General features: G+C 70.6%; 30 protein-coding genes. 14 read left to right on the plus strand and 16 right to left on the minus strand.

The features are described from left to right. Positions 1–15 precede the first annotated feature (15 nt). A complete protein-coding gene (locus C1N81_RS07240; protein WP_394427866.1) occupies positions 16–1,506 on the plus strand; it encodes a carboxylesterase/lipase family protein in 1,491 nt (496 codons plus the stop codon). 66 nt (positions 1,507–1,572) lie between these two features. Here C1N81_RS07240 and C1N81_RS07245 read toward each other — a convergent pair whose 3' ends face one another. Together C1N81_RS07245 and C1N81_RS07250 are read right to left on the minus strand one after the other, a co-directional pair. Continuing rightward, positions 1,573–2,394, minus strand: coding sequence for an alpha/beta fold hydrolase (locus C1N81_RS07245; protein ID WP_394427867.1), 822 nt, complete (start codon positions 2,392–2,394; stop codon positions 1,573–1,575). A gap of 125 nt (positions 2,395–2,519) precedes the next feature. Continuing rightward, complete coding sequence (locus C1N81_RS07250) at positions 2,520–3,464, minus strand: quinone oxidoreductase family protein (RefSeq protein WP_394427868.1); 945 nt, start codon at positions 3,462–3,464, stop codon at positions 2,520–2,522. Positions 3,465–3,693: 229 nt separating this feature from the next. Here C1N81_RS07250 and C1N81_RS07255 point away from each other — a divergent pair, with 229 nt between their 5' ends. Beyond that, entirely contained in the window at positions 3,694–4,548 is an 855-nt protein-coding gene (locus C1N81_RS07255; RefSeq protein WP_394437783.1) for an SDR family NAD(P)-dependent oxidoreductase, read from the plus strand. Between the two features lie 22 nt (positions 4,549–4,570). Here C1N81_RS07255 and C1N81_RS07260 read toward each other — a convergent pair whose 3' ends face one another. Both C1N81_RS07260 and C1N81_RS07265 read right to left on the minus strand, forming a co-directional pair. Further along, positions 4,571–5,176 (minus strand): TetR/AcrR family transcriptional regulator, encoded by a 606-nt coding sequence (locus tag C1N81_RS07260; protein ID WP_394427869.1) that lies wholly within the window; start codon positions 5,174–5,176, stop codon positions 4,571–4,573. A 131-nt stretch (positions 5,177–5,307) separates the two neighbouring features. Next, complete coding sequence (locus C1N81_RS07265) at positions 5,308–5,622, minus strand: hypothetical protein (RefSeq protein WP_394427870.1); 315 nt, start codon at positions 5,620–5,622, stop codon at positions 5,308–5,310. Positions 5,623–6,166: 544 nt separating this feature from the next. Between C1N81_RS07265 and C1N81_RS07270 the strand changes: the two genes are divergently transcribed. From C1N81_RS07270 to C1N81_RS07285, 4 genes are all read left to right on the plus strand, one after another. Further along, complete coding sequence (locus tag C1N81_RS07270; RefSeq protein ID WP_394427871.1) at positions 6,167–6,880, plus strand: hypothetical protein; 714 nt, start codon at positions 6,167–6,169, stop codon at positions 6,878–6,880. Beyond that, positions 6,877–7,773 carry a hypothetical protein gene (locus tag C1N81_RS07275; RefSeq protein WP_394427872.1) on the plus strand — a complete coding sequence of 299 codons (897 nt, stop codon included), beginning with the start codon at positions 6,877–6,879 and terminating at the stop codon, positions 7,771–7,773. The genes C1N81_RS07270 and C1N81_RS07275 overlap by 4 nt, the downstream gene beginning before the upstream one ends. Further along, positions 7,770–8,618, plus strand: coding sequence for a hypothetical protein (locus C1N81_RS07280; protein WP_394427873.1), 849 nt, complete (start codon positions 7,770–7,772; stop codon positions 8,616–8,618). The genes C1N81_RS07275 and C1N81_RS07280 overlap by 4 nt, the downstream gene beginning before the upstream one ends. A 99-nt stretch (positions 8,619–8,717) precedes the next feature. Next, entirely contained in the window at positions 8,718–9,215 is a 498-nt protein-coding gene (locus C1N81_RS07285; RefSeq protein WP_394427874.1) for a hypothetical protein, read from the plus strand. Positions 9,216–9,267: 52 nt separating this feature from the next. Here C1N81_RS07285 and C1N81_RS07290 read toward each other — a convergent pair whose 3' ends face one another. Then, on the minus strand, positions 9,268–10,575 hold the full coding sequence (locus tag C1N81_RS07290) for a prolyl oligopeptidase family serine peptidase (protein ID WP_394427875.1): 1,308 nt from the start codon (positions 10,573–10,575) through the stop codon (positions 9,268–9,270). Between the two features lie 478 nt (positions 10,576–11,053). On the opposite strand from C1N81_RS07290, the gene C1N81_RS07295 reads away from it, so the two are divergent. Next, a complete protein-coding gene (locus C1N81_RS07295) occupies positions 11,054–11,209 on the plus strand; it encodes a DUF6131 family protein (protein ID WP_394427876.1) in 156 nt (51 codons plus the stop codon). 108 nt (positions 11,210–11,317) lie between these two features. Here the strand turns inward: C1N81_RS07295 and C1N81_RS07300 are convergent, their stop codons facing one another. From C1N81_RS07300 to C1N81_RS07310, 3 genes are all read right to left on the minus strand, one after another. Then, complete coding sequence (locus C1N81_RS07300; protein ID WP_394427877.1) at positions 11,318–11,938, minus strand: dihydrofolate reductase family protein; 621 nt, start codon at positions 11,936–11,938, stop codon at positions 11,318–11,320. Between the two features lie 111 nt (positions 11,939–12,049). Then, entirely contained in the window at positions 12,050–12,892 is an 843-nt protein-coding gene (locus C1N81_RS07305; RefSeq protein ID WP_394427878.1) for an alpha/beta fold hydrolase, read from the minus strand. 85 nt (positions 12,893–12,977) lie between these two features. Beyond that, on the minus strand, positions 12,978–14,156 hold the full coding sequence (locus C1N81_RS07310) for a damage-control phosphatase ARMT1 family protein (RefSeq protein ID WP_394437785.1): 1,179 nt from the start codon (positions 14,154–14,156) through the stop codon (positions 12,978–12,980). Positions 14,157–14,256: 100 nt separating this feature from the next. On the opposite strand from C1N81_RS07310, the gene C1N81_RS07315 reads away from it, so the two are divergent. The 4 genes from C1N81_RS07315 (at position 14,257) to C1N81_RS07330 (ending at position 16,074) form a co-directional block, all read left to right on the plus strand. Continuing rightward, complete coding sequence (locus C1N81_RS07315; RefSeq protein WP_394427879.1) at positions 14,257–14,457, plus strand: hypothetical protein; 201 nt, start codon at positions 14,257–14,259, stop codon at positions 14,455–14,457. 124 nt (positions 14,458–14,581) lie between these two features. Further along, on the plus strand, positions 14,582–15,007 hold the full coding sequence (locus C1N81_RS07320; protein WP_394427880.1) for a DUF2267 domain-containing protein: 426 nt from the start codon (positions 14,582–14,584) through the stop codon (positions 15,005–15,007). Between the two features lie 122 nt (positions 15,008–15,129). After that, on the plus strand, positions 15,130–15,411 hold the full coding sequence (locus C1N81_RS07325) for a hypothetical protein (protein WP_394427881.1): 282 nt from the start codon (positions 15,130–15,132) through the stop codon (positions 15,409–15,411). A gap of 96 nt (positions 15,412–15,507) precedes the next feature. Beyond that, a complete protein-coding gene (locus C1N81_RS07330) occupies positions 15,508–16,074 on the plus strand; it encodes a dihydrofolate reductase family protein (protein WP_394427882.1) in 567 nt (188 codons plus the stop codon). Positions 16,075–16,136: 62 nt separating this feature from the next. Here C1N81_RS07330 and C1N81_RS07335 read toward each other — a convergent pair whose 3' ends face one another. Continuing rightward, positions 16,137–16,760: a TetR/AcrR family transcriptional regulator gene (locus tag C1N81_RS07335; protein ID WP_394427883.1), complete on the minus strand. Its 624-nt coding sequence runs from the start codon at positions 16,758–16,760 to the stop codon at positions 16,137–16,139. Between the two features lie 117 nt (positions 16,761–16,877). Here C1N81_RS07335 and C1N81_RS07340 point away from each other — a divergent pair, with 117 nt between their 5' ends. Then, the gene (locus C1N81_RS07340) at positions 16,878–17,531 is read left to right on the plus strand and encodes a CatB-related O-acetyltransferase (protein WP_394427884.1); all 654 of its coding nucleotides are present in this window, start codon (positions 16,878–16,880) and stop codon (positions 17,529–17,531) included. Positions 17,532–17,576: 45 nt separating this feature from the next. After that, positions 17,577–18,143: an NADPH-dependent FMN reductase gene (locus tag C1N81_RS07345; protein ID WP_394427885.1), complete on the plus strand. Its 567-nt coding sequence runs from the start codon at positions 17,577–17,579 to the stop codon at positions 18,141–18,143. A gap of 141 nt (positions 18,144–18,284) precedes the next feature. Here the strand turns inward: C1N81_RS07345 and C1N81_RS07350 are convergent, their stop codons facing one another. Together C1N81_RS07350 and C1N81_RS07355 are read right to left on the minus strand one after the other, a co-directional pair. Continuing rightward, positions 18,285–18,992: a type 1 glutamine amidotransferase domain-containing protein gene (locus tag C1N81_RS07350; RefSeq protein ID WP_394427886.1), complete on the minus strand. Its 708-nt coding sequence runs from the start codon at positions 18,990–18,992 to the stop codon at positions 18,285–18,287. 95 nt (positions 18,993–19,087) lie between these two features. Beyond that, positions 19,088–19,675 (minus strand): TetR/AcrR family transcriptional regulator, encoded by a 588-nt coding sequence (locus C1N81_RS07355; protein WP_394427887.1) that lies wholly within the window; start codon positions 19,673–19,675, stop codon positions 19,088–19,090. 213 nt (positions 19,676–19,888) lie between these two features. Between C1N81_RS07355 and C1N81_RS07360 the strand changes: the two genes are divergently transcribed. Then, positions 19,889–20,587, plus strand: a complete 699-nt coding sequence (locus tag C1N81_RS07360; protein ID WP_394427888.1) for a L,D-transpeptidase family protein — start codon at positions 19,889–19,891, stop codon at positions 20,585–20,587. 52 nt (positions 20,588–20,639) lie between these two features. On the opposite strand, the gene C1N81_RS07365 is transcribed toward C1N81_RS07360, so the two are convergent. From C1N81_RS07365 to C1N81_RS07385, 5 genes are all read right to left on the minus strand, one after another. Further along, positions 20,640–21,218 (minus strand): hypothetical protein, encoded by a 579-nt coding sequence (locus tag C1N81_RS07365; protein ID WP_394427889.1) that lies wholly within the window; start codon positions 21,216–21,218, stop codon positions 20,640–20,642. Further along, complete coding sequence (locus C1N81_RS07370; RefSeq protein WP_394427890.1) at positions 21,215–22,336, minus strand: hypothetical protein; 1,122 nt, start codon at positions 22,334–22,336, stop codon at positions 21,215–21,217. The genes C1N81_RS07365 and C1N81_RS07370 overlap by 4 nt, the downstream gene beginning before the upstream one ends. Positions 22,337–22,442: 106 nt before the next feature. Then, complete coding sequence (locus C1N81_RS07375; RefSeq protein ID WP_394427891.1) at positions 22,443–22,805, minus strand: peptidase inhibitor family I36 protein; 363 nt, start codon at positions 22,803–22,805, stop codon at positions 22,443–22,445. 139 nt (positions 22,806–22,944) lie between these two features. Beyond that, a complete protein-coding gene (locus C1N81_RS07380) occupies positions 22,945–23,373 on the minus strand; it encodes an SRPBCC family protein (protein ID WP_394427892.1) in 429 nt (142 codons plus the stop codon). A gap of 72 nt (positions 23,374–23,445) precedes the next feature. Next, positions 23,446–25,068 (minus strand): tannase/feruloyl esterase family alpha/beta hydrolase, encoded by a 1,623-nt coding sequence (locus C1N81_RS07385; protein WP_394427893.1) that lies wholly within the window; start codon positions 25,066–25,068, stop codon positions 23,446–23,448. Positions 25,069–25,163 lie beyond the last annotated feature (95 nt).

Raw genomic sequence — 25,163 nt, forward strand, 5'->3', positions numbered from 1 at the left:
AAAGGCACCATCACCGTGCATCACCACACCGACCTCATCGTGTCCACGGCGCGGGGAGCCGTCCGCGGCATGCGCCAGAACGGCACCGCCGCCTTCCTGAACATTCCTTACGCCGCCCCTCCCCGCGGCGCCGACCGGTTCGCGCCGCCCCGGCCGCACGCGCCCTGGGACGGCGTTCGGGACGCCACCACGCCGGGGCCCACCTCACCGCAGTCCGCACGCAAGCTCGGCGGCATCGACATGTCCCCGTACTACGGCGCCGGTTGGAGCCGCGGCGAGGACTTCCTCACCGTCGACGTCCGCACGCCTGTCGCCGGCGGTGCCGGACTGCCGGTCATGGTGTTCGTCCACGGGGGCGCGTTCGTCGCCGGATCGACGCGCTCCGCCCTGTACGACGGGTCCGCCTTCGCACGCGACGGCGTCGTCCTCGTCACCCTGAACTACCGGCTCGGCATCGCCGGGTTCCTCGATCTCCCCGGCGCACCCGCCAACCGCGGCCTGCTCGATGTCGTCGCCGCCCTGCGCTGGGTCCAGGACAACATCACGGCGTTCGGCGGGGACCCGCACAATGTCACCGTCTTCGGCCAGTCGGCGGGGGCGACCCTCGTCGGCGCCGTCCTGGCCGACCCCGGCGCGGCCGGACTCGTCCGCCGGGCGATCGTGCAGAGCGGCAGCGGCCTCGGCGCGTTCACCACCGAGCAAGCCGCTCGCGTCACCCGTGCGGCGGCCCGCGCTCTGGACATCGCGCCGCACGTCGACGCCTTCGCGGGCCTCTCCGACGAACGCCTGGTCGAGGCCGCCTCCGGGCTCGCGGGCCTCGACTTGCGCACCGCCACCCACCACGATCCGCTGCTCGGGCTCAGCCCCTTCAGCCTGGTCCTCGACACGCAGCCCGCCGCATCCGTCGCGGCCGGTCCGAGCGCCGACGTCGACCTGCTCATCGGCACCAACACCGAAGAGGGGAACCTGTACCTGGTCCCCGTCGGCACGTACGCCACCTCGACCGCCGCCGACGTCCACGAAGTGGCGGCCCGCTCGCACCCGGATCCGGCGCGGCTCGTCGAGACGTACCGCGGGTCCCGCCCCGAGGCGTCGCACGCCGAGCTCCGCTCCGCCGTCATGGCCGACGCGCTGTTCGGCGCGGGCAGCCGTGCCCTGGCCGACGCCCATGCCGCTCACCCGAGTTCGGCCACGTACGCCTACGAGTTCGCCTGGCGCTCCCAGGCCCTGGGCGGAGAGCTCGGCGCCACCCATACGGTCGAACTGCCCTTCGTCTTCGACCTCGCGGACCTGCCCGGACTGAGCGGACCCACCGGCTTGCTCGGCCCGGACAAGCCCCCCGCGGATTTCGCCACCCGTGTCCATGAGACCTGGATCCGGTTCGCCAGGACCGGCGACCCCGGCTGGGCCCCGTACGACACCGGGCGGCGGGCCACGATGCGCATCGACGCCGAGTGGACGCAGGTCGACGACCCGCGCGGCCCGGAGCGCGCGGCCTGGAGCTGACCCGCGTCTCCCCGGGCCCGCGTCTCCCCCGGCCCGCGTCTCCCCCGGCCCGCCGCGCGCCGGGCCTCAGGTCCGGGGGAAGTCGGCTGTCAGGCAGGCCAGGAGCTGTCCCGGTGCGTCCTCCTGCAACAGGTGGCCGGCGCCCTCGATCCAGTGCAGCTCCGCGTGCGGGATGCGTTCGTGCAGCCACTCGGCGTACTCCGGGGGCAGGATGCGGTCCTCGCGGCCCCAGACGATGCGCACCGGAAGCTCGATGCCGCCCAGCAGGTGCTCGTACGCGACGGTGTCCGACTGCCTGATCTGGCTGTACTGACGGTAGAACGCCGCCTGCCCCGCATCCCCTCGCCAAGGCGCGAGGAACATGTCCTGGACCCCCGGCCGGAAGCCGACATGCGTGGCGTGCCGCAAGTGGCTGCTGACCAGCGCTTCGTGCGCGTAGTCGGGAAGCCTCCTGAACACGTCTTCGTGCTCCAGGAAGAGCTGGAAGAGCCCACGCTCCCAGTCGCCGCCGCTCACCGCGTCGAAGAGGGTCAGGTCGCGGTAGCTCCTCTCCTCGAGCAGCAACGTGCGCAGCGCCACCGCACCACCGATGTCGTGGGCGACGACGCTGGGCGCGGACAGCTGCCAATGGTCCAGGAGCCCGGCGAAGTTCCTCGCGTGGGCCGCCAGGCTGAGGTCCTGGCCTTCGCGCTGCTCCGACCGGCCGAAGCCGAGATGGTCGAAGAAGAAGACCTGGCGGGTGCGGGCGAGTGCCGGAGCGATGTCACGCCACAGGAAGGAGGAGTACGGCGTGCCGTGCACCAGCACGATCGGGTCCCCGCTCCCCATGGTTCCCCAGCGCATCACGCCCTCCGGGGTCGCGAATTCCTCGTCAAGCGTCCAGTCCATCGCCGGTCTCCTCTCTCGTCCTCCGCACCACGCCTTCCACGGGGGACCGCACCCATGCCTCCTCCCACGCGGTCGGCGGGGTGCGGATCAGCCGTTCGGGCCGCTGGTGACGGGTGGCCGGCGCGTCACATGGTGACCGCCACGGCGCCCGACACGGTGCCGTCGCCGCGGGCACCGATCGCCTCGCCCAGGTCGGCGAAGGGGATCGTGGTGGTGGGCAGGTGCAGGCGACCGTCGCCGAGCTGGTCAAGGAGGCTGTGGAAGACGTCGTCGGGGACTTGGCGGCGGACCATGTTCACCGGCACGAGCGTGACGTCCCTGGCCAGCAGCGTCGGCAGATCGACGCTCAGCGCCCTGCCGGCGACATAGCCGATCAGTACCGCGCGGCCGCCGGGCCGCATCGCGTTCAGCAGGGCCGGAACGGTGTCGCCGCCGACGGTGTCCACCAGGACGTCGATGCTGTCCTCCGCACAGGCCGCCGCGAGGGCCTGCGGGTCACGGCCGACCAGGATCTCGCCCGCGGCATCCGGTACGCCGGCCGCCTTCTCCTCGCTGCGGACGGCGGCCAGGACGTGAGCGCCGGCACGAGCGGCGAGCTGGACCGCCAAAGAGCCCACCCCTCCGGAGGCACCCGTGACCAGGACACGTTCGCCCGGACCGACCTGACCCACCGGGCCGACAGCCGCCCAGCTGGTGCTCAGGGGCGAGTAGCAGGTGGCCGCCAGCGCGGCACTGATGGTCTCGGGCACCGTACGCACGCCCGCGAGAGGGACAGCGACCTGCTCGGCCCAGGTGCCGGACCGTTCCAGACCTACGCCTGCGCCGCGGACCAGGACCCGCCGGCCCACGAGCCCCTCGCCCTGGACCACCCGGCCGACTCCCGCCGTACCGGGCGTGAAGGGAAGAGCGGGCCGGTAGGCGAACGACCCGGAGGTGAGAGTGAGGTCCAGGTGGGTGACGGCAGCCGCCTCCATCTCCACCAGCACCTCACCGGATGGTGCGAGGTCCGGCACGGGTGTGTCGGCCAGGACCGGGACGGTACTCCACTGCTTCAGATGTGCGGCGATCACTCCGAGAACTCCTTCACTGGTGCGTCTCTGATGTCCGGCGGTCGTGGCGGTGGCTTGGCGCGCCGCCCGACGGGAGCCGGAGTGATCAGCAGACTCGCTGTGCCGGGCGGAAGCAACTATGTCGACGCGCGCAGGTAGGCGGCGTGCGCAAGTACCCCGCACCGAAGACGTCTACAGCTGTATACTTAACCGGAGAGGCACACATGACACACCGACACGACACACCGACATCACGCACCACCCAGCCCCTACGGCACGGGAACCCTGGAAAGGGACGCAGAACACGGATCTGAATCTGAACGGAAAGCGCGCGCTCGTCACGGGGTCGAGCGTCGGGCTCGGCGAGGCCACCGCGAAGCTGCTGGCCGCTGAGGGCGCCGCGATCGTGGTGCACGGCCGGGACGAGGAGCGTGCGGAGAAAGTGGCGCGGGAGATTCGCGAGGCCGGCGGAAGCGCCACCGCCGTGCTGGGCGACCTGTCCGACGACGCGTCGGCCGCCGAGGTCGCCCGGGCGGCCACCGCGGACGGCCCCGTGGACATCCTCGTCAACAACGCCGGCTTCTACCGGCAGCTGTCTTGGACGGAGGCGACTCCCGACGAGTGGCGAGACACCTACAACGTCAATGTCGTGTCCGGCGTGCGGATGATCCAGCACCTGGTTCCGGCCATGCGGGCGCGCGGCTGGGGCCGGGTCGTCACGATCGGCGGCGGACTCGCCTCCCAGCCGATGAACACCCACCCGCAGTACAACGCCACCCTCGCCGCCCGGCACAACCTCGCCGTGTCCCTGGCCCGCGATCTCAAGGGCACCGGCGTCACGTCGAACGTGGTCTCGCCCGGGGCCGTTCTCGTCGACGCCACGAAGGAACTCGTCACACAGATCGGCCCGGCCCGCGGCTGGGGCGACACCTGGGAGGAGATCCGGCCCCACGCCGTCGACGCGCTCATCCCCAACGACCAGGAACGCTTCGGCGAGCCGGACGAGATCGCGGCAGCGGTGGCGTATCTGTGCAGCGGCTACGCCCAGTACATCAGCGGGGCCACGATCCGCGTCGACGGCGGGCTCATCCGCTCAGCCTTCTGAGCAACACACACCTGACAGACCTTCACGACGCCGGACGATCGTGGGAACCGGCCCCGGCCTCACCGGTGACCGGCGCGAGCATAGCGGCCAGGAGATCCTCGATCCTGTCGTCGTCGGCGTCGACGAGTGCCGGCATCCCGACGACGGTGCGCAGCAACCAAGTCCCGGCGATCAGCGCCAGCCCGAGTTGGGCCCGCACCTCCGCCTCGGGCCCCTCCAGCAACCCCGCCAGACGGGCACCCACATGTTTCTCGACGCCGGACCGAAGGGCGTCCGTCGCCTCGGGGTCCTGCGCCGAACGGAGCAGCAACAGAAACGGGTCGAGAGCCTCGGCCCCGGGGGCGGTGCGCTCGGCGAGCGTGTGCGCGACAGCACGCGACAGCCCCTGGCCCTCGTCACCGACCACCGTGGGCGGCTCAAAAACCCGGTCCACCACCTGAGCGAAGAGGAGCTCTTTGGACCCGAAGTAACGGTTGATCATCATGGCCGTCACACCGGCCCGGCCGGCGATCTGCCGGAGCCCGGCCCGCGCGTAACCATGCTGGGTGAACTCCACCACCGCCGCGGCGAGAATCGCCTCCCGCGTCGCGGCCCCGTCACGCTTACGGACCGGCTGCACAGCATCCATGCACAGGAGCATACGTGCGGGCCGTCAGCACGGACGCCATGAAACGGTAGCCGCCGGGCGGCCTCCGGTCCGGGGTGTGCACATGTGTCCTGCACACGAAGCCCCCCGCCGCTCACCTCGGGCGGTGTCTGTCACAGGGTGTGGCGCTGGTCCACGACGGTCCACTCGCCGCCGAGCTCTCGGCGCAGGGTGCGTAGCGCGGCATCCGCCTGGCGGGTGAACTCATCCTGTTGCCGCCGGCTCCAAGGAGTCGGGCCCGGCGGGTAGTCCCAGTCGATGGACGTCTGGTAGCGCTCGCTCAGTCCGACCAATGCTTCGCGCAGGGTGCGGCTGATCGGCAGACGTTCCAGTTCGCAGGGGTAGCCATACGGGCTGTCGGTGTCGTCGGGCCACAAGGCGGTACCGACGACACCGGCCGAGAAGAAGAACCGCAGACGGGGAGGCATATAAGAGAGCTTCTCACCTTGCCCAGCACGCTTCTCACCTTGCCCAGCCGGACCCCAAGGGGCGAGGCCGCACTCGCGCAGTACGGAAGTGCCGTCGCAGCGGCGAGCGCCCTGACTTGGCTGCTCTTCTGGGGTCTGGGGTGGAGTCCCGGTGGCGGCGCCGCACCCGCTTGGGCTGACGCGACGGTGCGCGGAGCGGTCGGGCTGGCCGGGTACATGTGGGTCGTGCGAGCGCGGCCCAGGGTGGCGCGGAACGGCTAGCCATGTCTCGCTCGGCGTGGGCAGCGCCTGCGTCCGGTCGGGGCGTGAGCGACCGCGTTTCACCGAAGCGTTTTCGTTATCGAACGTTATCGAAATCCGTGCAACCTGCACGGGTCCCTGCGGGTCTCCTGTGCGCGCGGATACGGAATCCGTGCGTCAAGTTCCGTGGGGGGACCCGTTGGAAGACGTACAAACTTCGCAGACGGCACCTCAGGTGCCGGTTGCGGAACCACAGTTGCCGCCAGAAGGGCCGCAGCTGACGCCCGTCGACACGGCTGCGGGAGTGCCGCCTACGCCGCGGCGTCGCCGGGGCCGCACCACGCTGCTGATCGCGGGCGCCGCCGTGCTCGGTGTCGTCGCGGGGGTCTGCACCGGCTACATCGTGCAGGCCGACCGTGCCGTGGACCAGCTCCCGGTGCTGTCCCAACCGCACATCGCGCAGGCCAAGGGCGCGCCGCAGCCGCTCACCGCCGCACAGGACCGGGCCGTTCGCACAGAAGGCGATCTGCGCCGGCTGCTGGTCCGCGCGCCCCAGGGGGCCCGCGACCGGTTCGGCGGCACCGGCGACGACGCCTGGATGGACACCGCCGACGTCGCATCGTCCTACGTGGATACCGAAGGGGCCTTCTCGCACCTGCTGGAGAGCGAGTTCCGGCGCGCGGCGGACGTGGGGTGGACCGAGGGCGGCACGGATGTCGAGGTCCGGCTCACGCAGTACCGGGACCTGGAGAGCACCGACGCGCAGGACGCCGCGGTCGAACAGCAGGAAGCCATGGACTGGAGCTTCCCGAAGGACACGCCCGACGGCATCCCGGGCTCCGGCGTCGGCACGGTCTACGTCGGCGCCCAGCGCGATCAGAAGTCAGGACGGTACGAGGCGGAGGCCGTCGCGAGCCGCGGCGACCTGATGATGCACATCTGGCTGAGCAACAGCGATCGGCCGGTCAGCAAGAAGCGGGCCATGCAGTTGGCTCGCGCGCAGTGGGGGCGCATGTGAGCGTGGACGGACAACAGCAACAAGAACCGGACGAGCGGCAGCTCGGACACGAGCACGAACAACTGCAACGGCACGCACAGTTGGAACCGCACGAGCAGCAACAGCAGGCGCCACAGGAGCCGCAGCCGCCTCGGCGGTCACGGCGCCGCCTGGTCGTGGGCCTCGTCGTGACCGCACTGGTCCTGGGCGCCGTCGGCACCGGTGTCGGCGTCACGGCCTCCCGCGTGGCGACCGCGGACCGCGATCCCGGCGCGCCCCGCTGGCAGTTCCCCTCCCGCGGCCAGGACGCCGCCGACGCGTCGGGCCACCGGGATGTCGGAGCGTCGCTGCTGCCCTACCCGACCGGGTACGAGCCGGGGCCCGACATGGACGAGTTCGGCAGCGACAAGGAGTTCACCGGCCGGGAGGCCACTGAGCTGCGCAAGAAGTCGCTGCGTCTCCTGCCGCTGTCCCAGCGCCGGCGCATGGAGCGGGAGATGGACCGCCGGAAGATCACCGGCATGGCCATGCGTTCGTACGCCTCGCAGGACATGGCCGAGGGCGGCATCGTCGCCCAGATGACCCTGGCCCGGATGGAGGGCAGCGGCGCGGCCCGCACCGTCGCCCGTTCGACGACGGCCGTCTTCGACGCCATCGGCGTCTTCCGCAAGGGCCCCAGGATCAAGGGCTACAAGGACGCGCGCTGCTACGTGATGCCCAGCGACGCCGACGAGAAGCTGGAGCTGCTGTTCTGCTCCGCCTATCAGGGCGACGTCGTGGTCACCTTCACGGCGCAGGGCACGAAGAAGGCCCCCTACGGCGGCAGCGGAAAGGCCCTGCTGGCCTCCGGGGAACCGGCAAAACTGATGGGCGCGCAACTGGACCGTCTCGGCACGGTGGGTGAGGCGGTATGAGCGAGAACCAGATCATGGAACGTCCCGAGCACACGGGCGAGGTCACCGTCGCGGTCGCGGAGGAGCGACCGCCGGAGGCCGTCCGGCCGCGGCGGGTGCTGCGCGCCGTGCTGCGCTGGAGCGCCGCCGTCGTCGTCTTCGCCGTCGCGGCGGGCGGCACCGCCTACGGCATCACGCAGCAGAAGCGCTCCGATCTGCCGGGGCTTTCGACCGAGTCGGACGGGCGCTGGGACTACCCGGTGCTGAGCAGGCCCGCCCTGCCCGAGGGCGCTCCCCGCCCCTTCGACCAGCGCAACCGGGCCGGGGCGCATTACGCCGATCCCCGCGCCCTCGTCCTGCCCTCCCCCGCGGGCGCTCGCCCGGACCCCGGGCTGCGCACCGAGGGCGGCTGGGTGACGACCAAGGCGTTCCTCGCCCAGTACGAGGCCGAGGAACGAGAGAGCCTCGGCGTCGATCTGACCGACGCGGGCCTGCGCCACATCACCGGCCGCGCCTGGGTCATGCCGGACGGCACCCGCACCCGGATCTTCCTGCTCCACTTCGGCACCGGGGCCCAGGCCACCGCCCTCGCCGACACCCTGGCGTCGGGGTCCACGTCGCCGCAGCGGTATCTGGTCGGGGCGCAGGACGTCGAACTCGACGAGAGGTATCCGGTGGAGGCGCGCGGCACGGATGTCACCGTGCACGCGTACGACGAGACGCAGCCGCGCGGCGCGGCCCACCTGCGCCAGGCCTATCTGGTCGCCGGGGACATGGTGGGCCTGGTGACCCAGCAGCGGAAGGGCACCGCCGAGGCGGTCCCGTTCCAGCAGACGGTCGCCCTGCAGAGCGAGTTGCTCGGCTGACATGTGCGGGCGGTTGTTTCCCGGACGGACGGGGAGCAACCGCCTTGCGCTGGCGCATGATTCTCTGCCATGTCTCTTCGACGTGAGAAGCTGCGCCGCATGACCAACGCAGCTGACGAACCGCGTCGAGAACTCTTCCTCCGTGACGACCTGGAGCAGGCGGACGTGGTGCGGGTCCACCGTGAGGCGCTTCGTGCACTGCGGGACGGCGTCGAGAAGGCGGACATCGACGCCTACAGCGATCTCGCCTGGCCCCCGGAGGTGGTACCGACGTACGAGCAGGCGCTGGCGATGGCCGCCACGGAAGTGGCCGCAGGCGTCCGCTCAGGGAAGAGTGACCCCACGGGGATCGGCGTCGACGTTCGCGACGACGCGCAGTTCGACGTCCTCCTTGCCCTGGTCCCCTACACGATCCATGCCGAGGCCTGGCGAGCGGACCACGAGATATACAGCGCCAGTGACACGGGCACAGCCCTCTGTATCTCCGTCACAGCGGAGGAGGAGGCGCGGCTCATGGCACGGCTCGACGCACTGGGCATCCCGCGAACGGTGTTCACCACGCGGCCCCGCCGGCGGCGAGGTCTGTTCCGGCGGTGACCACGCCACCGGATCCGCTCGACGCCGGATTCATAGAAGGCGTCAGCACCACTCAGCGTCGCCGCTGATCAGCCATCCACTGCCACACATGCGTCCCATCGACGCTGGGATCGTTCCGGGCGACGTAGATCCACGAGAAGTGGCCGAGGAACTGGTGACCGTTCCATATGACGTGGTCGTAGAGCGTCAGCAGCGAGTCGGGGATCAGGTCGTGCGCGTGGACGGTGTTGGCCCGGGCGTCCACGACGGGGTCGTCGGCGGAGGTCACGAGCCAGGTGGGGGTGCTGATCCCGGCCAGCTCGCTGTCGGGGATCAGGGGTGCGCCCCCGGGCGAGAGAGGCGTGACGATGCCGCAGATCGGCACGGCGGCGGCGAACAGGGTGGGGTAGAGGGTGGTCATCTTCATCGTCATGTAGCCGCCGTTGCTGCAGCCTGCGACGTAGATGCGGTCGAGGTCGATGCGGTTGCGGTTGCGGCGGGTGACCTCGCCGATGATCTCGTGGATGAGGGGTGCGAAGCGGGGGCCGTCCTGCATCCAGTAGGAGGTGCTCTGGGGCGCGAGCACGTAGGCGCCGCCGAAGATGCGCTGCGCCTCGGGGGTGGCGAAACCGAGGGCGCCGCGGTTGGCCCGCAGCGTGGTCTCGTTGTCGTAGTAGTGGTTCCGCAGCGAGGCGCCCTCGCCTCCGCCGTGCAGCCAGCCGACGAGCGGGCGTCTGCCCCGTCGGGAGGAGCTTCGGGAGGAGCTTCGGGAGGAGTGCGGATCGGCGGGTGTGTACAGCCGGTACTTCATGCCCGAGCCGGAGACGTGCGCACTGAACGCGTCCACTTCCGGGTCGGACAGCCGCGGGTCCTGCACGAAGGTGTCGATGACGAGCGGCCGGTGATGGCGCCGGGCGAGCGGGGCGTGCTGGGTAAGGGTGTAGGTGAGGTCGAGCATGACGTTGCGGCCCTCGGCCGCGAGGTAGCCGAGCGTGCCGCCACCTGCCTGGCCTTCGCCGTGACTCAGTTCGAGCACGATGTCGCCTCGGTGGTCGAGCCGTACGGCGGTCACCGTGCGGTCGAGGTCGTACTCGCCCTGGATGGTCTCGCCCGCCGGGACGGGAAACGGACTGCTCGCCCTGGCATGCACGCCGAAGGTGGTGGGGGTCAGGCCGGCCGGGTCGATCGGGCCGAGCCTGCCGGTCCTGAGAGTGAGCGAGGTGACCTGCTCGCCGCCGTCGAGCACCTGGGCCTTCAAGGTGAAGGGGACGCTGAGGGTTCCCCGATCGTCGGCGTGCGCGGCGACACCGGGCAATGACAGGCCGGCGGCGGCGCCTGCCCCCGCGGCCAGCATGGTGCGACGGTTGATTCGTGGTGCCATAGGGACTCCTCGGGGGCGCGAAGGCGGCGAAGGCTGCATCACGGTGCGGGCGGCGCGGGGTGCGAGTGACAGTGAGGCGCGAGTGACAGTGAGGCGCGGGTGTCAGAGGCGTAGGTGTAGAGGCGCAGGTGTCAGAGAGGCGCAGGTGTCAGTGGAACGCAAGTGTCGGCGCAGGTGTCATTGGGACGCGGGATGTCATGAGCGGGACATGTGGCGTACAAACCCGCATGGTATCGGCGCCCTCGCGCGGCGAACAGGTGTCGGTGCCGATGCCGGACGGGGTGTCGGCCCTTCTCCGCCAGAGGATCGCTACCGCTCCGGAACGCCCACTCCTGGTCGCACCAGAGGTCCACTCCCGGTCTCACGGGTGAACGTTCAAGAAGCCGCGCCGACCGACACGCATGTGATGGCAAGTGCAGGGCACTTGGAGACTCTGAGGGCTCACGCACCGCGCAACGCCCCGAAGAGAGGAAACCTCATGATCGTCCTCGGCGCCATATTGCTCGTGATCGGCCTGCTGGTCGGTGTTTCCCTGTTGACGACGATCGGCGGCATCCTCGTCGTCGTCGGCGCGCTTCTGTGGATCCTTGGAGCCAGCGGGCGCAAGGTGGGCGGACGCACTCACTACTTCTAGCCCGAGCCGCATATCTCGACCCTGTGGCGGTCCCGGCCAGGCCGGGACCGCCACAGTCACGCCCAGCCCCTTTACTTTCTTCTCATCTCGGTGCGGGGATCCGGGGTCTCACGAGGCGTCGTCGCCACCGAGCTTCCCCTTGGCCTCGTCGTAACCGGCCCCGGCGGGCGGTTCGGCCGGGGCGTAGATCACGCGGATCACTCCGGTCGGGAACACTTCGGTCGCCGTCACGCTCAGGTGGTACGGCGCATCGCCCTCGTCGAACAACTTGCGGCCCTTGCGTGCCGCCACCGGGTGCACCAAGAGGCGCAGCTCGTCGATCAGCCCGGCAGCGAGCAACTGCCGCACCACCGAGAGCGACCCGGGGACGAGAATGCCCCGCACGCCGGGGTCCGCCTTCAGCGCGGTGACGGCATCGACGAGCTCGCCCGCGATCAGCTCGGAGTTGCGCCAGGTGAATTCCCGCGGCTGTCGCGTGACGACGACCTTGCGCACGTCCCCGAGCTGCTTCGCGAAGGGCGCGTCGTCCCCGCCCGCGGCCTCGCGTCCGGGCCACGCGCCGGCGAAGCTGTCGTAGGTCTCGCGGCCGATGAGCAGCACGTCGGAGGTTTCGTAGTCCTCGGAGACGGCGCGGCCCATGTTCTCGTCGAAGTAGGGGAAGTGCCAGTCCGGGTCGATCTCGGCGACGCCGTCGGCCGAGATGAACAGGCTGGAGATGAGCTTCGCCATCGCAGTGGTCCTTCCGCTTCATGGGGTGTCGGTCAGCGGGTAGACCGGCCTACGACGCTGAACTCATCGCGGGCGGCAACCCTCGGCGACGGCCGCCGGCCGAACCGGCCGTCACACCGTGGCCGACAGCACCGGATCCTCGTTCAGGAACTCGACGAGGGCGCTGGTGAACTCGGGGGCGCGCAGTGCGCCGAGGTGGTCGCCGTCCACCGTGCGCAGGGTGGCGTGCGGGAGCGCCGCCGCCAGTGCCTCCGGGCGGACGGCGAGGGGGTCGTCGCGCCCGGCGACGACCAACGCGGGTGCGGTGATCGCCTCCAGCGCGATGGGTTCGGCGTGGGCCGCGGCGGCCTGCGCGGCGAGGGCCGACCGATCGCCGCCGATGGCGTCCACGAAGGCGCGGAACCCGGCGGCCGTCGCGTCGGTGACCGACCCCGGGTCGTCCGCGCGGAGTGCGTCCTGGAGCACCTGGCCGTCGATCACCCTGGTGTCGACGCCGCCGCACTCCACCACCCCGGCGCCCACTCCGCCCACGACCAGGCGCCGCACCCGGCGGTCGCCGCTCGCGGTGAGCAGGGCGACGATCGCGCCCATCGAGTAACCGACCAGGTCGTAGACGGGCTCGTCCAGCAGGTCGATCAGGGCCGTCACGTCACGTGCCATCCTCGCCTCGCCGTAGCGGGCGGGATCGTGCGGCTTGTCCGATGCGCCGTGTCCGCGTGCGTCGATGGTGGCGACGCGACGGCCCGCCCTGGTCAGCGCGTCGACGATGCCGGGCAGCTCCCAGTTGGTCCGCCCGGAGGCGATGAAGCCGTGGTGCAGCAGGACGAGCGGCAGGCGCGCTGCACCGTCGTGCACCTCGCACGCCTCGCACGCCTCGTGCACCTCGTGCACCTCACACGCCTCGTACACCTTGTACGCGATCCGTATGCCGTCGTCCGTGCGGAACACCGCCATCGTCGTACCCGCCCCTCCCCATCGGCCAACGCTGCCGCCGCACTCTAGTCGAGCCGTCCCGCACCTTCGAGGCACGCGGCACGTCTCAACGCCGGACCTGGATCAGCGCGTGCGTCCCGCTCGTACGCCACTTCTGCCCGTGCCGGGCCACGAGCGCCGCCTCCGTGGACGCGTCGAGCCCGACCACGACATCGGACTTGAGCGTGCGCAGTGCGGCCACCGGCCCCGGGAAGTAGGCGGTCCGCGCGGCGAAGGAGGCGGTCGGCGGCCACAGCCGGTCGCCGACCAGGCGGCGATAGTTGAGGTCGCCCTTGAACACCGTCACCGCGGCCCCGGCGAATTCGGCGCGCAGGTCGTCGGGCATGTCCGCGTACGGGAGCGGGGCGCAGGAGAAGGGATGGGCCCGAAGGACGAGCCGCCCGGTCCGCATCGCGGTCCACAGTCGCTCACCGGCCTCCGCCGCCGTGCCGCGGGCCGTCCGCAGACGGCGGAGGCAGTCGATCACGTCACTGGTCGTGGCGTCGGACACGTAGTACGGGTACGGCTTGATGTGCAGGACCACTCGTTCGGCGTGCCGGTGCCTCAGCAGGTGGTCGAGGAGGATCAGGTCGGGCAGGAGTTCACGGCCCGCGTTGTCAGCGACCAGGCATACGGTGGCCGGGGCGCCGGCCGTCAGCAGGGACCACAGCCGGGCCGAGTCGTCCGCGACAAGGCGGGAGTCGGCGTCCGCCGCACCGTCACCGCCCGCGGAGATACGGAAACCGAGGTCGGCGCGGTTGCCCCACAGCGAACTGAGGAGCAGCGCCTGCGCCTGGTCGGCCGCGGGCAGCGGGGCGAGCCGGTCGAGCGCGGCGAGTTCCGCGTCGGCCTCCTCGGTGTGCAGTTCCGCCTGCTTGAACGGCCGGAACGGGTCGATGCCCTGCCACGGCCCCGGCCGGAAGTAGCCCACCGCCTCGAGGAGCCGGCGGTAGAAGTAGCTCTCCGCCCACAGGAACGGCACCTCGAACCAGGACGTGCCGAAGTACTCACGTCCCCACTCCCGCCACTGCGACGCGTCATGCGCGCCGGGCGGCAGCGGTTCGATCACACCGTGCGTGGCGTGCTCGAGCAGCGTGTCCAGGGCCCGGTGCTGCTCCGGCCCGTAGGGGAAGGCGTCGCGGACCTTCCGGATGAGGGCCGGATGCCGCTCCGCCAGCACGCTCCGGGCGAAGGATCCGCGTTCGTCGCTCCGGATGACGGGCGCTTCGGTGTCGTCGGGGTGCATGGCTTCCACGTCCTCGCTTCCTGCTTCTCTCCGGGTTGCGGCGCACCGTCGCGCCGTGTGGGGTGAAGGGAGCCCCCGCTGAGCACCATAGGAGGACCCCATGAACGAGCGTCCCGACTCGACCCCTCAGCCCGACCCCACCACCCCCGACTCGGTCACGCACACCGGCACCGAGGGCGAGGTCTCGCCCGAGGATCTGGTGCTGGCCGCGGGACGAGACATCACCCCGGCGAACCTCGCCTGGGCCGAACACAAGCTGGCCACAGAGGGACGGGCCGCCTTGGACAAACTCCTCCCCTGACCACCCTCGCGAGCGACGGTCAGCGCGTGTTCGGTGCTCGTCCCGCGCACGGTCCGCGCACGGTCCGCGCACGGGACGAGCACGGGACGAGCAGGGTCCGCTTGCGAAGAAGGGCATCGACCTCATGCACCATGACGAGATCATCGGCAAAGTACAGGCACTCGCTCAGCTGCCGGACCGCGGATCGGCCGAGCAGGCGACGCGGGCCGTGCTGGAGACGCTGGCCGAACGGCTGCCGTCCGGACTCGCGAAGCACGTGGCCGCCCAGCTGCCGCCGACGCTGGCCGCCGCCATGGGGTCGGTGACGGAACCCTCCGCCGAGGGCGACGCGTCTCCGTCGGGCGAGCGCTTCGACCTCGTCGCGTTCACCGGGCGCATCGCCGCTCGCGCGGCGACGGACGAGGAGGGCGCCCTGCGGGAGGCCGCGGCTGTCCTGGAGGTGCTCGACGCCGCCCTCACCCCGGAGCTGACGCAGAAGATCACCGCGGCCCTGCCGCGCGACATCGGCCAGCTCCTTCCCTCCGGCCGCGCCAGGGACGCCACGAACTGAACGGACACGTGCGTACGGGCCGTGTACGTCGCCCGGCACCTACGCCGACCAGGAAGTGCGCCGCCCACCGGCCACCCCCATAGTGGCCTCACACCCACGTCTTCAACTGTCAGGCAGGACGCATGGACAAGAAGCAGCTCGTCGAGACGACCACCGACGCGGCGGCGAACCAGGGGAACGGAGGGAACGGAGGGAACGGCGGACAGCTCACCTCCGACAACGTCGAGCGCGTCCTCGACTCCCTGTTCGGCACCGTGGAACACCCGGGTTCGATCGCTGAGGCGCTGAACCGGCGCGAGACCGTCGTCGTGGGCAGCTTCGGCAGTTTCCACATGGACGGAGAGACCGCCGCCTTCCGTCCGGGTACGGCGCTGTCCCAGTATCTGCAGCACAGGACCGGGTGAGGGCACACCACCGTTCCCGACCGATGAGTTACCGACCGATGAGTTTCCCGTGCCACCCCGGTCTACCGACGGACACCCCGGACGGAAGGCTGCGCCATGCGGAAACTGATCTACGGCATGAACCTGTCCCTGGACGGCTACATCGCCGCGGCAGGTGACGACATCAGCTGGGGCGGACCGCCGAGCGACGAACTGTTCCAGTGGTGGCTCGACCAGGAGCAGGCCAGCGGTCTGACCCTGTACGGGCGCAAGCTCTGGGAGACGATGAGCTCCTACTGGCCGACCGGCGACCAGCAGCCCGGCGCCACCCCGGCGGAGATCGAGTTCGCGCGCAACTGGCGGGACACGCCGAAGGTCGTGTTCTCCTCGACGATCGACAAGGTCGACTGGAACACCCGCCTGGTCACCGGCGACGCGATCGACGAGATCACCCGGCTCAAGGCCGAGGACCGCGACCCCATGAACATCGGTGGCGCGACGCTCGCCGGAGCGGCCATGCGCGCCGGCCTGATCGACGAATACGTCATCGCCACCCATCCGGTCCTGGTGGGCGGCGGCACGCCGTTCTTCACCGCGCTGGACGGCTGGGTGAAGTTGGACCTGGTGGAGACGCGGACGTTTCCCGGCGGCACCATCCTGACCAGGTACGAGACGAGGCGCTGAGCGCCCTTCCGCTGCGCCCACCTCCCCTGCCGGTCAGGCGGCCTGTGCGCCGGCGGTACGTATCAGCTCGCCTCGACGGAGAACGCGCCCGCCGTGGCCGCGAGCACCGCCGCCGCGGCGGACCGCTCCGGAAGTCCCGGGTCGGGATCGGCGCGTTGCAGGACCAGGTGGTGGTAGACGGGCGCCGTGGCGGTCATCAGGAGGCCGCGCGCATCCGTGTGCCGTGAGGGGAGTTCGCCGCGCCCGGCCGCGCGTTCGACGAGGATCTCGCACTGCGCGTACCGGTCGTCCCACAGCCGGGTCTGCGCCTGTGCGGCCTGTTCGGAGTGGAAGGAGGCGGCCATCAGGGCGAGGGCGAAGGATGGCCGCACGAGAAGGGACTGCTGGATCTCCTCGTTGAGCGCTGTCAGGTCCCCGCGCAGGGAGCCGGTGTCCGGTGGCTGCCAGTCGATCTCCCCGGCGGCCTCGATGACGTCGACGAGCAGGCCGCCCACGTCGCGCCAGCGCCGGTAGACGGTGGTCCGGTGCACGCCCGCGCGGGTCGCGACGCCCTCCACGGTGAGTCCTTCGTGGCCGTTCTCCTCGAGTTCGGCGCGCAGCGCGTCGAGAACTTGCGTGCGGATACGCGCAGTTCGGCCCCCGGGTCGGCGGTCCGGTGTCGTGGTCGTGCGCGTCGCGTCTGGCATCGGGATTCCCATATCCGGTTGATCAACGTCCTTGGCTGTGCCAGCATCTTAACGCAACAGTTGTCGCACTAGCCCGCCCCGCGACCGCACCCCCCGCCGAGAGGAAGCGCCCTCACGATGCCGCCCGTTCCCGCCGACCCCACCGTGCTCCACCCCATGCCGGGGCAGCCGCGCGTCGTGCTGCTCAAGCCGCTGGTGAAGTCCCCGCTCATCGAGGTCGGCGAGTTCTCGTACTACGACGACCCAGACGATCCGACCGCGTTCGAGACGCGCAACGTGCTGTACCACTACGGGCCCGAGAAGCTCGTCATCGGCAAGTTCTGCGCGCTAGGCACCGGGACCCGGTTCATCATGAACGGCGCCAACCACCGTATGGACGGCCCGTCGACGTTCCCGTTCCCGACCATGGGCGGTTCGTGGGCCGACCACTTCGACCTGATCACCGGGTTGCCGGGCCGCGGTGACACGGTCGTCGGCAACGATGTCTGGTTCGGGCACGGCGCCACCGTCATGCCGGGCGTCCGTATCGGCCACGGCGCGATCATCGCCACCGGCGCCGTCGTCACCTCCGACGTGCCCGACTACGGCATCGTCGGCGGCAACCCGGCCCGCGTCCTGCGCACCCGGTTCGACGAGGAGACCGTCGCCCGGCTGCTCGCCGTCGCCTGGTGGGACTGGCCTGCCGAGCACATCACGGAACACGTGCGGACCATCATGTCGGGCTCCGTCGGCGACCTGGAGGCGGCCGCCGCCCTCCTCGGACGGTCCTGACACCCCGCCGCCGCTCCCCCACCTCACCCGCACGTGGAGACCTTCATGCCCACGATAGGCATCATTGTCGGCAGCACCCGCCCCGGCCGCGTCGGCCCGCAGATCGCGCGCTGGGTCGAGAAGGCGGCCGCGGCACGCGACGACGCGGCCTTCGAACTCGTCGACATCGCCGACTACGCCCTGCCGCTGTTCGACGAGCCGCGCTCACCCCGGATGGGCGACTACGAGCACGCGCACACCCGCGCCTGGGCCGCGAAGATCGACGCGCTCGACGGCTTCGTGTTCGTCACCCCGGAGTACAACCGCTCGATCCCCGCCGCGCTGAAGAACGCCATCGACTTCGTCTACAACGAGTGGAACAACAAGGCGGCCGGGTTCGTCGGCTACGGCAGCAACGTGAGCGGCGCCCGCGCGCTCGACCACCTGCGCCATATCGCCGGGGCCGTGCAACTGACCGCCGTACACACTCAGGTCCACCTGTCGCTGCGGAGCGATTTCGAGCAGTACACGACGTTCGCCCCCGCCGAACACCACGAGAGCGCGCTCCAGCAGATGCTCACCGAGGTGGTCACCCTGACGTCGGCACTCGCGCCCCTGCGCCGCACACCGTGAACGAGGCGACCTGACCGGCCGCGCGTGCGGGGCCGGTCAGGTCACGTCCTGATCGGCCGGCCGAACGGCCGCCGGGCCGTTGCCGTACAGGTCTACGGCAACGGCCCGGCGGGGTCGTACGTCACGACGTGGCGCGGGCGCTCACACCCCGGACGCGCCGGTCTCGTCGCCCTTGGTGACGAAGGTGATGAGCGCGTCGGCGGCCGGGCCGGAGGAGGCGGGGTTCTGCCCCGTGATCAGCAGGCCGTCGCGCAGGACATACGGTGCCCAGTCCTCGCCCTTGGAGTAGTCGCCGCCGAGCCGGACGAGTTCGTCCTCGACCAGGAACGGGACCACCTTGGTGAGCTGGACGCCCTCTTCCTCGCTGTTGGTGAAGCCGGTGACCTTCTTGCCCCGCACCAGCGGCGTGCCGTCCGGGTTCACCGCGTGCCGCAGGACGCCCGGGGCGTGGCAGACCAGGGCCAGCGGCTTGCCGGCCCGCAGGGTGGACTCGATCAGGCGGACGGAGGTGGCGTCCTCGGCGAGGTCCCACAGGGGGCCGTGGCCGCCGGGGTAGAAGACGGTGTCGAAGTCGTCGGCGGAGACGGAGTCGAGGCGGACGGTGTCGGCGAGTGCGGCCATGGCCTCGGGGTCGGCCTCGAAGCGGCGGGTCTCGTCGGTCTGGGCCGAGGGCTCGTTGCTCTTGGGGTCGAGCGGGGGCTGACCGCCCTTGGGCGAGGCGAGCACCAGCTCGGCGCCGGCGTCGCGGAAGCGGTAGTAGGGGGCGGCCAGCTCCTCCAGCCAGAAGCCGGTCTTGCGGCCGGTGTCGCCGAGCTTGTCGTGCGAGGTGAGGACGATGAGGACCTTCATGAGTACTGCTCCTTCGATGGAAGTACTGGCCACTTCAACAGTAGACCGGTCGTCTCCTGCTGGGTACAAAGCCACGCGCGCGGCGTGGCCCGGAATTACAGGTGCAGAAGCCGGCGAGTGACCGTCTCCGCGGTGGTCAGCGGGCCGGTGTCCCGGTGGATCTTGGTCATGACACTGGCGCCGAGCCACATGTCGTACAGGACCTGCGCGGTGGTGCGGGCGTCCTCGTCGACGGCGAGCGAGCCGTCCTCCAGACCGGCGGTGATCGCCCGCTCCAGACGGTCGACGATGGCGGTGGTGCCCTCCTTCAGCGCCAGCCGCATCGACTCCGACAGGTCGGAGACCTCCGCGCCGAGCTTGACGGCCAGGCACTTGCCCTGGCACTCGTCGACGCTCTGCGACTCGCGCCAGGACTGCCAGTAGTTCATCAGCCGCTGTGCCGCCGTCGGGCCCTGCTCGCCGAGGACGCCGTCCATGTCGGCGAGGTAGTCGCTGAAGTACGACCGCATCATCGCCTCGCCGAAGGCGTCCTTGGAGTTGAAGTAGTGGTAGAAGGACCCCTTGGGCACGCCGGCCTCGGTGAGGACCTCGTTGATCCCCACCGCGGCGAATCCCTTGCGGGACATGATCCGCTGCGCCGCGTCGAGAATGCTGCGGCGCGTGTCGCCCTGAATGACTGGCATGGCCCCCACCCTACCTCCAACTAGACCGGTCGTCTAGAGGCGGCGGAGGGAGGGGTGCCCGAGGTCCGCGAGGCGCTTGTCACCGTTTCGTACCAAGGCACGCAGCGATACAACCCGACGGGGCTTCCCCTGGTCTGGTTGTGCAGACCACGGTCGGCCGCGGGTGACGTGCCCGCGCCCGGCCGGCACACGCAACGCAGGGGAAGGATTGCCATGGGGGACATCCGCAGACTGGGCGCCGCAGCCCTCGGGATCACCGGGCTCGTCGCACCGCTGACGCTGGCGCTGGGAGCATCTCCGGCGCAGGCCGCCGGCAGCTGCACCACATCGCGCGGCCCGTATCAGAAGCAGGTGGAGAAGTTCCTCGGCCGCCCGGTCGACGGCAAGCAGTCCGCCGCGGACTGCAAGGCCACCAAGGCTTTCCAGACCAAGCACGGCATCACCCCCAACATCGGCTACGCCGGGCCTGTCACCTGGGGCGTCATGGACCTCATGAACAAGCAGAAGGCGGTGGGCAGGACGCCGAACAAGGCGGGCAAGTGCCCCGTCAACAAGGGACGCATAGCCTGCGTCAACCTCACGCTCCAGATCAGCTGGATCCAGGACGGCAAGAACCTGGTCTACGGCCCCGTCCCGGTGCGCACCGGACGCAACGGCTACGAGACCCGCACCGGCTTGAAGAAGGTCTACTGGCGGCACATCGACCACGTGTCGACCATCTACAACGTCCCCATGCCCTACAGCCAGTTCTTCGACGGCGGCCAGGCGTTCCACTCCGTCGGCGTCAGCATGTGGAACCCGCCCGGCTCCCACGGCTGCGTCAACATGACGAAGACCGCGGCGAAGAAGTACTGGTCCCTGCTGCGCAACAACGACGACGTCTTCGTCTACGGCCGCAAGCCCGGCACCTGATCCGGCCAGGGGCGGTCGACGCGTGCGCGCCGAGCATCGACCGCCCACCCCCTCACCGCGTTCTCACCGCACGGCTCCGGGCCCGGTTCTTCGCAACGTTGCGAATCGCCCTGCTGCCGCCCGACTCCGCGAGCAGAGCGAGGACCGCCGGGGACGTCGAACGGTCGGCGAGGAGGCGCTGCATCCAGTACGTGACCTTCGCCAGCTCGGCGGCGGCCGGCACGTGACCGTCCTCCACGGCCAGCCAGCACAACCAGTCGTCGATGCGGCGGTGGACGAACGCGCGGCATCCCTCCGTCCCAAACCGTTCGATCTCCGGCAGCAGCCTGGCCGACCACTGCCGGAACTCGGTGGGGCCGGTCGCTTTCCTCGCAATGCGGTCCACGAGGGCGACCACCGCCGCCTTGGACAGGATTTCCAGGGGGTCGCGCAGGAGCGTGGCCACGATCGCACGGTCCCGGTCCCGGTCCCGGTCCCGGTCGCTGTCGCGGTCGGGCGAGGTGGCGATCACCGCGATGACACGTTGATATGCGGACCAGCGCACGTGCTCGTCCGCCACGGCATCGTCGACGTCCACGTCGGTGATGCCGGCCTCCGCCAGCAACCCGGCCACATCCGAACGCAGTGTCACCGCGCCGCCCCCTCCCCCGTCCCGGCCGCCCGTGCGCCGACCACTTCGTTCCAGCCGCCGTTCAACGCGATCCCGGTGAGTTGCGCAAGGTCGAGCGCCGGTGTGGCTCGCGTTCCTCTCAGTGTGAAGGCCCGCGCGTTGATCTCGGTCACGAGTACACGGAGACCGTCGGGGCGCAGGGTGTCGGCCCGCCATTCGACAGCGCCGTCTCCACCGTTCGCGGCCGGTCCGGTGCCGGTCATGACCCGCGTTCCGTCCGCGCGCTTCCCCGCTCCCGCCTTGTCGAAGACGGCGCCGATGGTCCGGTCCCCCGGCTTCCAGCGTTGCACCGTGACAGCGATCAGGCATCGGCCCCGTCCGTCGTCGACGGTGAGGTGACCGTAGCCGGGCTGTCCGCCCTCGTCACCCACGCGCACGGCCGGAGGCAGCGCGCGCACGATCAGCCGGGTGATCCGACGTGCGGGCGTGGACTGGTCCATGTCCGGTCCGGTTCGGCGCGCAGGGGCCGGGGTCGGCAGTGCCGTCAGGACGGGTTCCCAGGCGGCAGACCCGGCCATGTCGGCGATCTCTCGGAGCGACAAGGGCAGCGGCGGAGAGGTGGAGGAGCGTGAAGTGGTCGTGCGTGGACGGGTGTTCGCTTCGGAGATCGTCAGCTGGCGACCGTCCGGGTAGGTCAGGACTGTGGTGAGCCTGCGGGCGGCCGAGGGGCGGGAAGCGTCGAGCGGCGAGGTGTCGGTCGTCCGACGCACCCCGCGCAGGTTCACCTCCGTGCATCTGCTGTACGGGTGCAGCGCGCTGTCCGGGCAGCTCACATCTTCCGGGGCCACGGGTGTCGGCAGGCGCCGCGCCACGATGTCCACCCGCCCCTCGGCCCCGTTTCTCCTGACGATCACGGAGGCGGACGGGGCGCGGCCGACGGGCCCGTTGTCGGCCGCACGTGCGGGAGGCGGACGCCGGCTCGTCGCTCCGTCCGGGAGCAACGCGTCCAGCGTGGTGACGAGTTCGTTGCCCGGCTTCTCCGGCGCCGCCTGCTCGGACGTGCCACAGCCTGTCGCCAGCACCGCGCCGGCCGCGACCGCGGACAGGGTGAGCAGCGCTCGGACGCGGATCGAGTGCACAGTTCCGGCTCCCTCGGGGTTGGTCTCGCGTGCAGGGCAGCGGGCGGGCCGCGTCAGTGGGGTGTCCGTGGGGTGGACGACGCGGCCCGCCGTGATGTCGTCTGCGTCAGCAGGGGCGACCGGAGGAGATGGAGTCGTTGTACGGATAACTCAGCGTGTTCCAGGTGTAGTTGTTCTGGAACACACCCTCGATGCCGCCGTAGTTGTTGTCGGTGTAGAGGCACCACGTCTTGCCCGAGTAGTTGCTGATCGAGGAGATGCCGTCCTGGAAGTTTCCGTCGGATCCCCAGGTCAGGTTCGAGAAGGCGAGATACTCGTAGTCGCAGGCGCCTCCCAGATAGGTGTTCAGGCACATCTTGAGGTTGCTCGCCGACGCGGCGGCGGACGCGGGCGTCGTGGCGGTGGCGATCAGGGCGCTCGCCGCCATCGCCAGACCGGCACCGACCATGGCCTTCTTGGCCGACTTCATGAGAACTCCTTCGCCCTCTTCGGGGCTTGTCGGTTTCTTGCGGACCAACTGAGCGCAGGAGCGCGTCAGTTGACTTCGGAGGGGCAGTTGACTCGCGGGTCGACCGGGCTCCGGAAGACGGTGGTTGCGGGCTCGCCGGTCACCCGGCCTGCAGAGGCGCCGCGAAGGACTTGCGCAGGGAACTCGGCGCGACCAGAGGGAGGAGCGCGGCGAGCATCTTGCCCTTGAGCGTGCCGGGACTCCGTGTCAGTTCGACGTCGACCCGGGTGCCGGTGCCCTCGGGCGTCATCGTGAACACCCAGCCGCCGCCCGCGCCGAAGAGCTTGGAGTCGAGGGTGGTGACCGTGACCGTGTCACCGGCCGGCTCCCACGTGTAGCGGGCCCGTTCCCAGGCGGCGGCGGTGCCTTCGGTGACCTCGGCCCAGGTGTCGCCCAGGTCGTGGACCTCGAAGTGGTCGGCGTCGATGGTGGGCCAGGACCGGGCGCGGCCGGGGCCGAAGTCGGTCAGCACCCCGAGCACGTCCTTGGGGCCGAGCCGGGAGAGGAGATGGAAGCGGACGACTGCCATGATGTGTCTCGTTTCAGGTGTACGGCGCGTCGATCACGGTGCCGGTCACGGGTGGGTGTGGCTTCCCTTGAGTCAGTGCCGGGGCGGGGCGGCGCAGCGGAAGCTGTCGGCGAGGGCCGGGTCGCCGCCCTTGTAGTGGGACACCCGGGGATAGGCGCACAGGTCGCGTTCGACCTTCTGGCCGTCGGTGTTGATCAGGGTGGCGGGCAGGGTGGCGGGCGCCTTGCCGTGCTCGACCCAGTCGGTCAGCGCGGCGAGGCCGTCGGCCGAACCGTCCTGGCCGTTGAGGCCGCAGTGGCTGGTGTTCGGGGCGAGGAAGAGACGGTAGAAGTCGTCGACCCGCGCGGCGCCGCCCAGGCGCTTCTCGACCTGCTGGTGATAGCGCACGGTGCCCTGTGCGGGGATGTACTCGTCGGTGTCGCCCTGCCAGGTCAGCAGCTTGCCTCCGGAGCGGCGGAAGTCCGACAGGTCGGGGTCGTCGGCGCCGATGACCTGGTCGTACTCGGCCTGCGACTGCCTGAACAGCTGCGTGAAGTCGCTGTAGGTGAGCTTGGAAAGGTCAAAGGCCGGGTCCTTCTTCACGAAGAGCTGTGCCCACAGCGCGGGCACCTGGAAGGGCCGCCCCACGGCGGGGCCGCCGGGTTCGGCCGGCTCGGAGTGGGCCAGGCCCTTCAGGTCGGCGCCGACGGGGACGCCGGTCCACAGCTTGCGGCCCGAGGGGGTGCGGGGGCCGTCCCAGATCTTATGGACCACGGCCGCGTCGGCCGCCGTGATCGTCAGTTCCCTGCCTTCGCACTCGACCTTGGTGCCGATGAGGCGGCGCGGGTCGAAGTCGCAGCGGGAGGCGTCGTTGACCAGGCCGTCCCGTACTCCGTCGAGCTTGTCGCAGGCCTTGACGGCGGCGTCGGTGAACGCCTTCAGCTCGCAGTCGGTGGGATAGGTCTTCTCGTTGTTCAGGACGACCTGCGGCCACAGGGTGGCGACCACGTACTCGTCCCAGTTGATGGCGGGCGCGTCCGCGAGGATGCCGTCGTAGTCGTCGGGGTATGCCTGGGCCTCCATGTAGCCCTGGCGACCGCCCGTGGAGCAGCCGGTGAAGTAGGAGTAGGCGGCACGCTCGCCGTAGACGCCGCTCACCGCCGCCTTGCCGACGGCCGCGGCCTCGTGCTGTGAGCGGGAGGCGAAGTTCTTCAGCGCCGTGCGGTTGACCTTGCCGGTGCTGTCGAGGACCCAGCTGGTGTCCAGGACGTCGCCCACACCGGCGTCCGTGGTGGTCACGGCATAGCCGTCCTTGACCGCGTTGCCGAGGCCGACACCGTTGTCACCGGCGCTGAAGGCGCTGCCGCCGATCGCCTGGAAACGGCCGTTCCACTTCTGTTCGGGCAGCCAGGTCCGCACCGCGGCGTGGTCCCCCTCCCCCGGGTGGGTGAGGACGACCGTCACCTGACAGAACGCCGGGACGTCGGTGGCTTCACCGCCGAGGAGTCCGGTGCCCTTGATCGTGCCCCCGGCCTGTCGGTCCGCCGTCACGGATTCGACGCGGGTGCCGGCGGGGGCCCGCACGGGCGGCGCCGCGCAGGTGGCGGTTCCGGCGGTGGTAGCGGTGCGGGTCTCCTCCGCGGAGGCGGTCGGGAGCCACACGACCGCCGCGACGAGCGGCACACCTGCCGCGAGTATCGTCAGAGCCTTTTTCATTTGTTTTGGTTCCATGATGCTCCCCGCTGGTCGGTCGAAGAAATGTCCCGCCCAGGTGTGCGCAGAGTGCGTAAACGCATCCCGTTGCGCGTCAC

The sequence above is a fragment of the Streptomyces sp. SGAir0957 genome (assembly GCF_043523415.1).

Coding starts and splice junctions, on each gene's coding strand:
- C1N81_RS07245 (WP_394427867.1), bottom strand. CDS start 2,394: ATGGACTGGACGCTTGACGAGGAATTCGCGACCCCGGAGGGCGTGATG.
- C1N81_RS07260 (WP_394427869.1), bottom strand. CDS start 5,176: ATGGATGCTGTGCAGCCGGTCCGTAAGCGTGACGGGGCCGCGACGCGG.
- C1N81_RS07265 (WP_394427870.1), bottom strand. CDS start 5,622: ATGCCTCCCCGTCTGCGGTTCTTCTTCTCGGCCGGTGTCGTCGGTACC.
- C1N81_RS07280 (WP_394427873.1), top strand. CDS start 7,770: ATGAGCGAGAACCAGATCATGGAACGTCCCGAGCACACGGGCGAGGTC.
- C1N81_RS07285 (WP_394427874.1), top strand. CDS start 8,718: ATGACCAACGCAGCTGACGAACCGCGTCGAGAACTCTTCCTCCGTGAC.
- C1N81_RS07290 (WP_394427875.1), bottom strand. CDS start 10,575: ATGGCACCACGAATCAACCGTCGCACCATGCTGGCCGCGGGGGCAGGC.
- C1N81_RS07295 (WP_394427876.1), top strand. CDS start 11,054: ATGATCGTCCTCGGCGCCATATTGCTCGTGATCGGCCTGCTGGTCGGT.
- C1N81_RS07300 (WP_394427877.1), bottom strand. CDS start 11,938: ATGGCGAAGCTCATCTCCAGCCTGTTCATCTCGGCCGACGGCGTCGCC.
- C1N81_RS07305 (WP_394427878.1), bottom strand. CDS start 12,892: ATGGCGGTGTTCCGCACGGACGACGGCATACGGATCGCGTACAAGGTG.
- C1N81_RS07310 (WP_394437785.1), bottom strand. CDS start 14,156: ATGCACCCCGACGACACCGAAGCGCCCGTCATCCGGAGCGACGAACGC.
- C1N81_RS07315 (WP_394427879.1), top strand. CDS start 14,257: ATGAACGAGCGTCCCGACTCGACCCCTCAGCCCGACCCCACCACCCCC.
- C1N81_RS07320 (WP_394427880.1), top strand. CDS start 14,582: ATGCACCATGACGAGATCATCGGCAAAGTACAGGCACTCGCTCAGCTG.
- C1N81_RS07325 (WP_394427881.1), top strand. CDS start 15,130: ATGGACAAGAAGCAGCTCGTCGAGACGACCACCGACGCGGCGGCGAAC.
- C1N81_RS07330 (WP_394427882.1), top strand. CDS start 15,508: ATGCGGAAACTGATCTACGGCATGAACCTGTCCCTGGACGGCTACATC.
- C1N81_RS07335 (WP_394427883.1), bottom strand. CDS start 16,760: ATGCCAGACGCGACGCGCACGACCACGACACCGGACCGCCGACCCGGG.
- C1N81_RS07340 (WP_394427884.1), top strand. CDS start 16,878: ATGCCGCCCGTTCCCGCCGACCCCACCGTGCTCCACCCCATGCCGGGG.
- C1N81_RS07345 (WP_394427885.1), top strand. CDS start 17,577: ATGCCCACGATAGGCATCATTGTCGGCAGCACCCGCCCCGGCCGCGTC.
- C1N81_RS07350 (WP_394427886.1), bottom strand. CDS start 18,992: ATGAAGGTCCTCATCGTCCTCACCTCGCACGACAAGCTCGGCGACACC.
- C1N81_RS07355 (WP_394427887.1), bottom strand. CDS start 19,675: ATGCCAGTCATTCAGGGCGACACGCGCCGCAGCATTCTCGACGCGGCG.
- C1N81_RS07360 (WP_394427888.1), top strand. CDS start 19,889: ATGGGGGACATCCGCAGACTGGGCGCCGCAGCCCTCGGGATCACCGGG.
- C1N81_RS07375 (WP_394427891.1), bottom strand. CDS start 22,805: ATGAAGTCGGCCAAGAAGGCCATGGTCGGTGCCGGTCTGGCGATGGCG.
- C1N81_RS07380 (WP_394427892.1), bottom strand. CDS start 23,373: ATGGCAGTCGTCCGCTTCCATCTCCTCTCCCGGCTCGGCCCCAAGGAC.
- C1N81_RS07385 (WP_394427893.1), bottom strand. CDS start 25,068: ATGAAAAAGGCTCTGACGATACTCGCGGCAGGTGTGCCGCTCGTCGCG.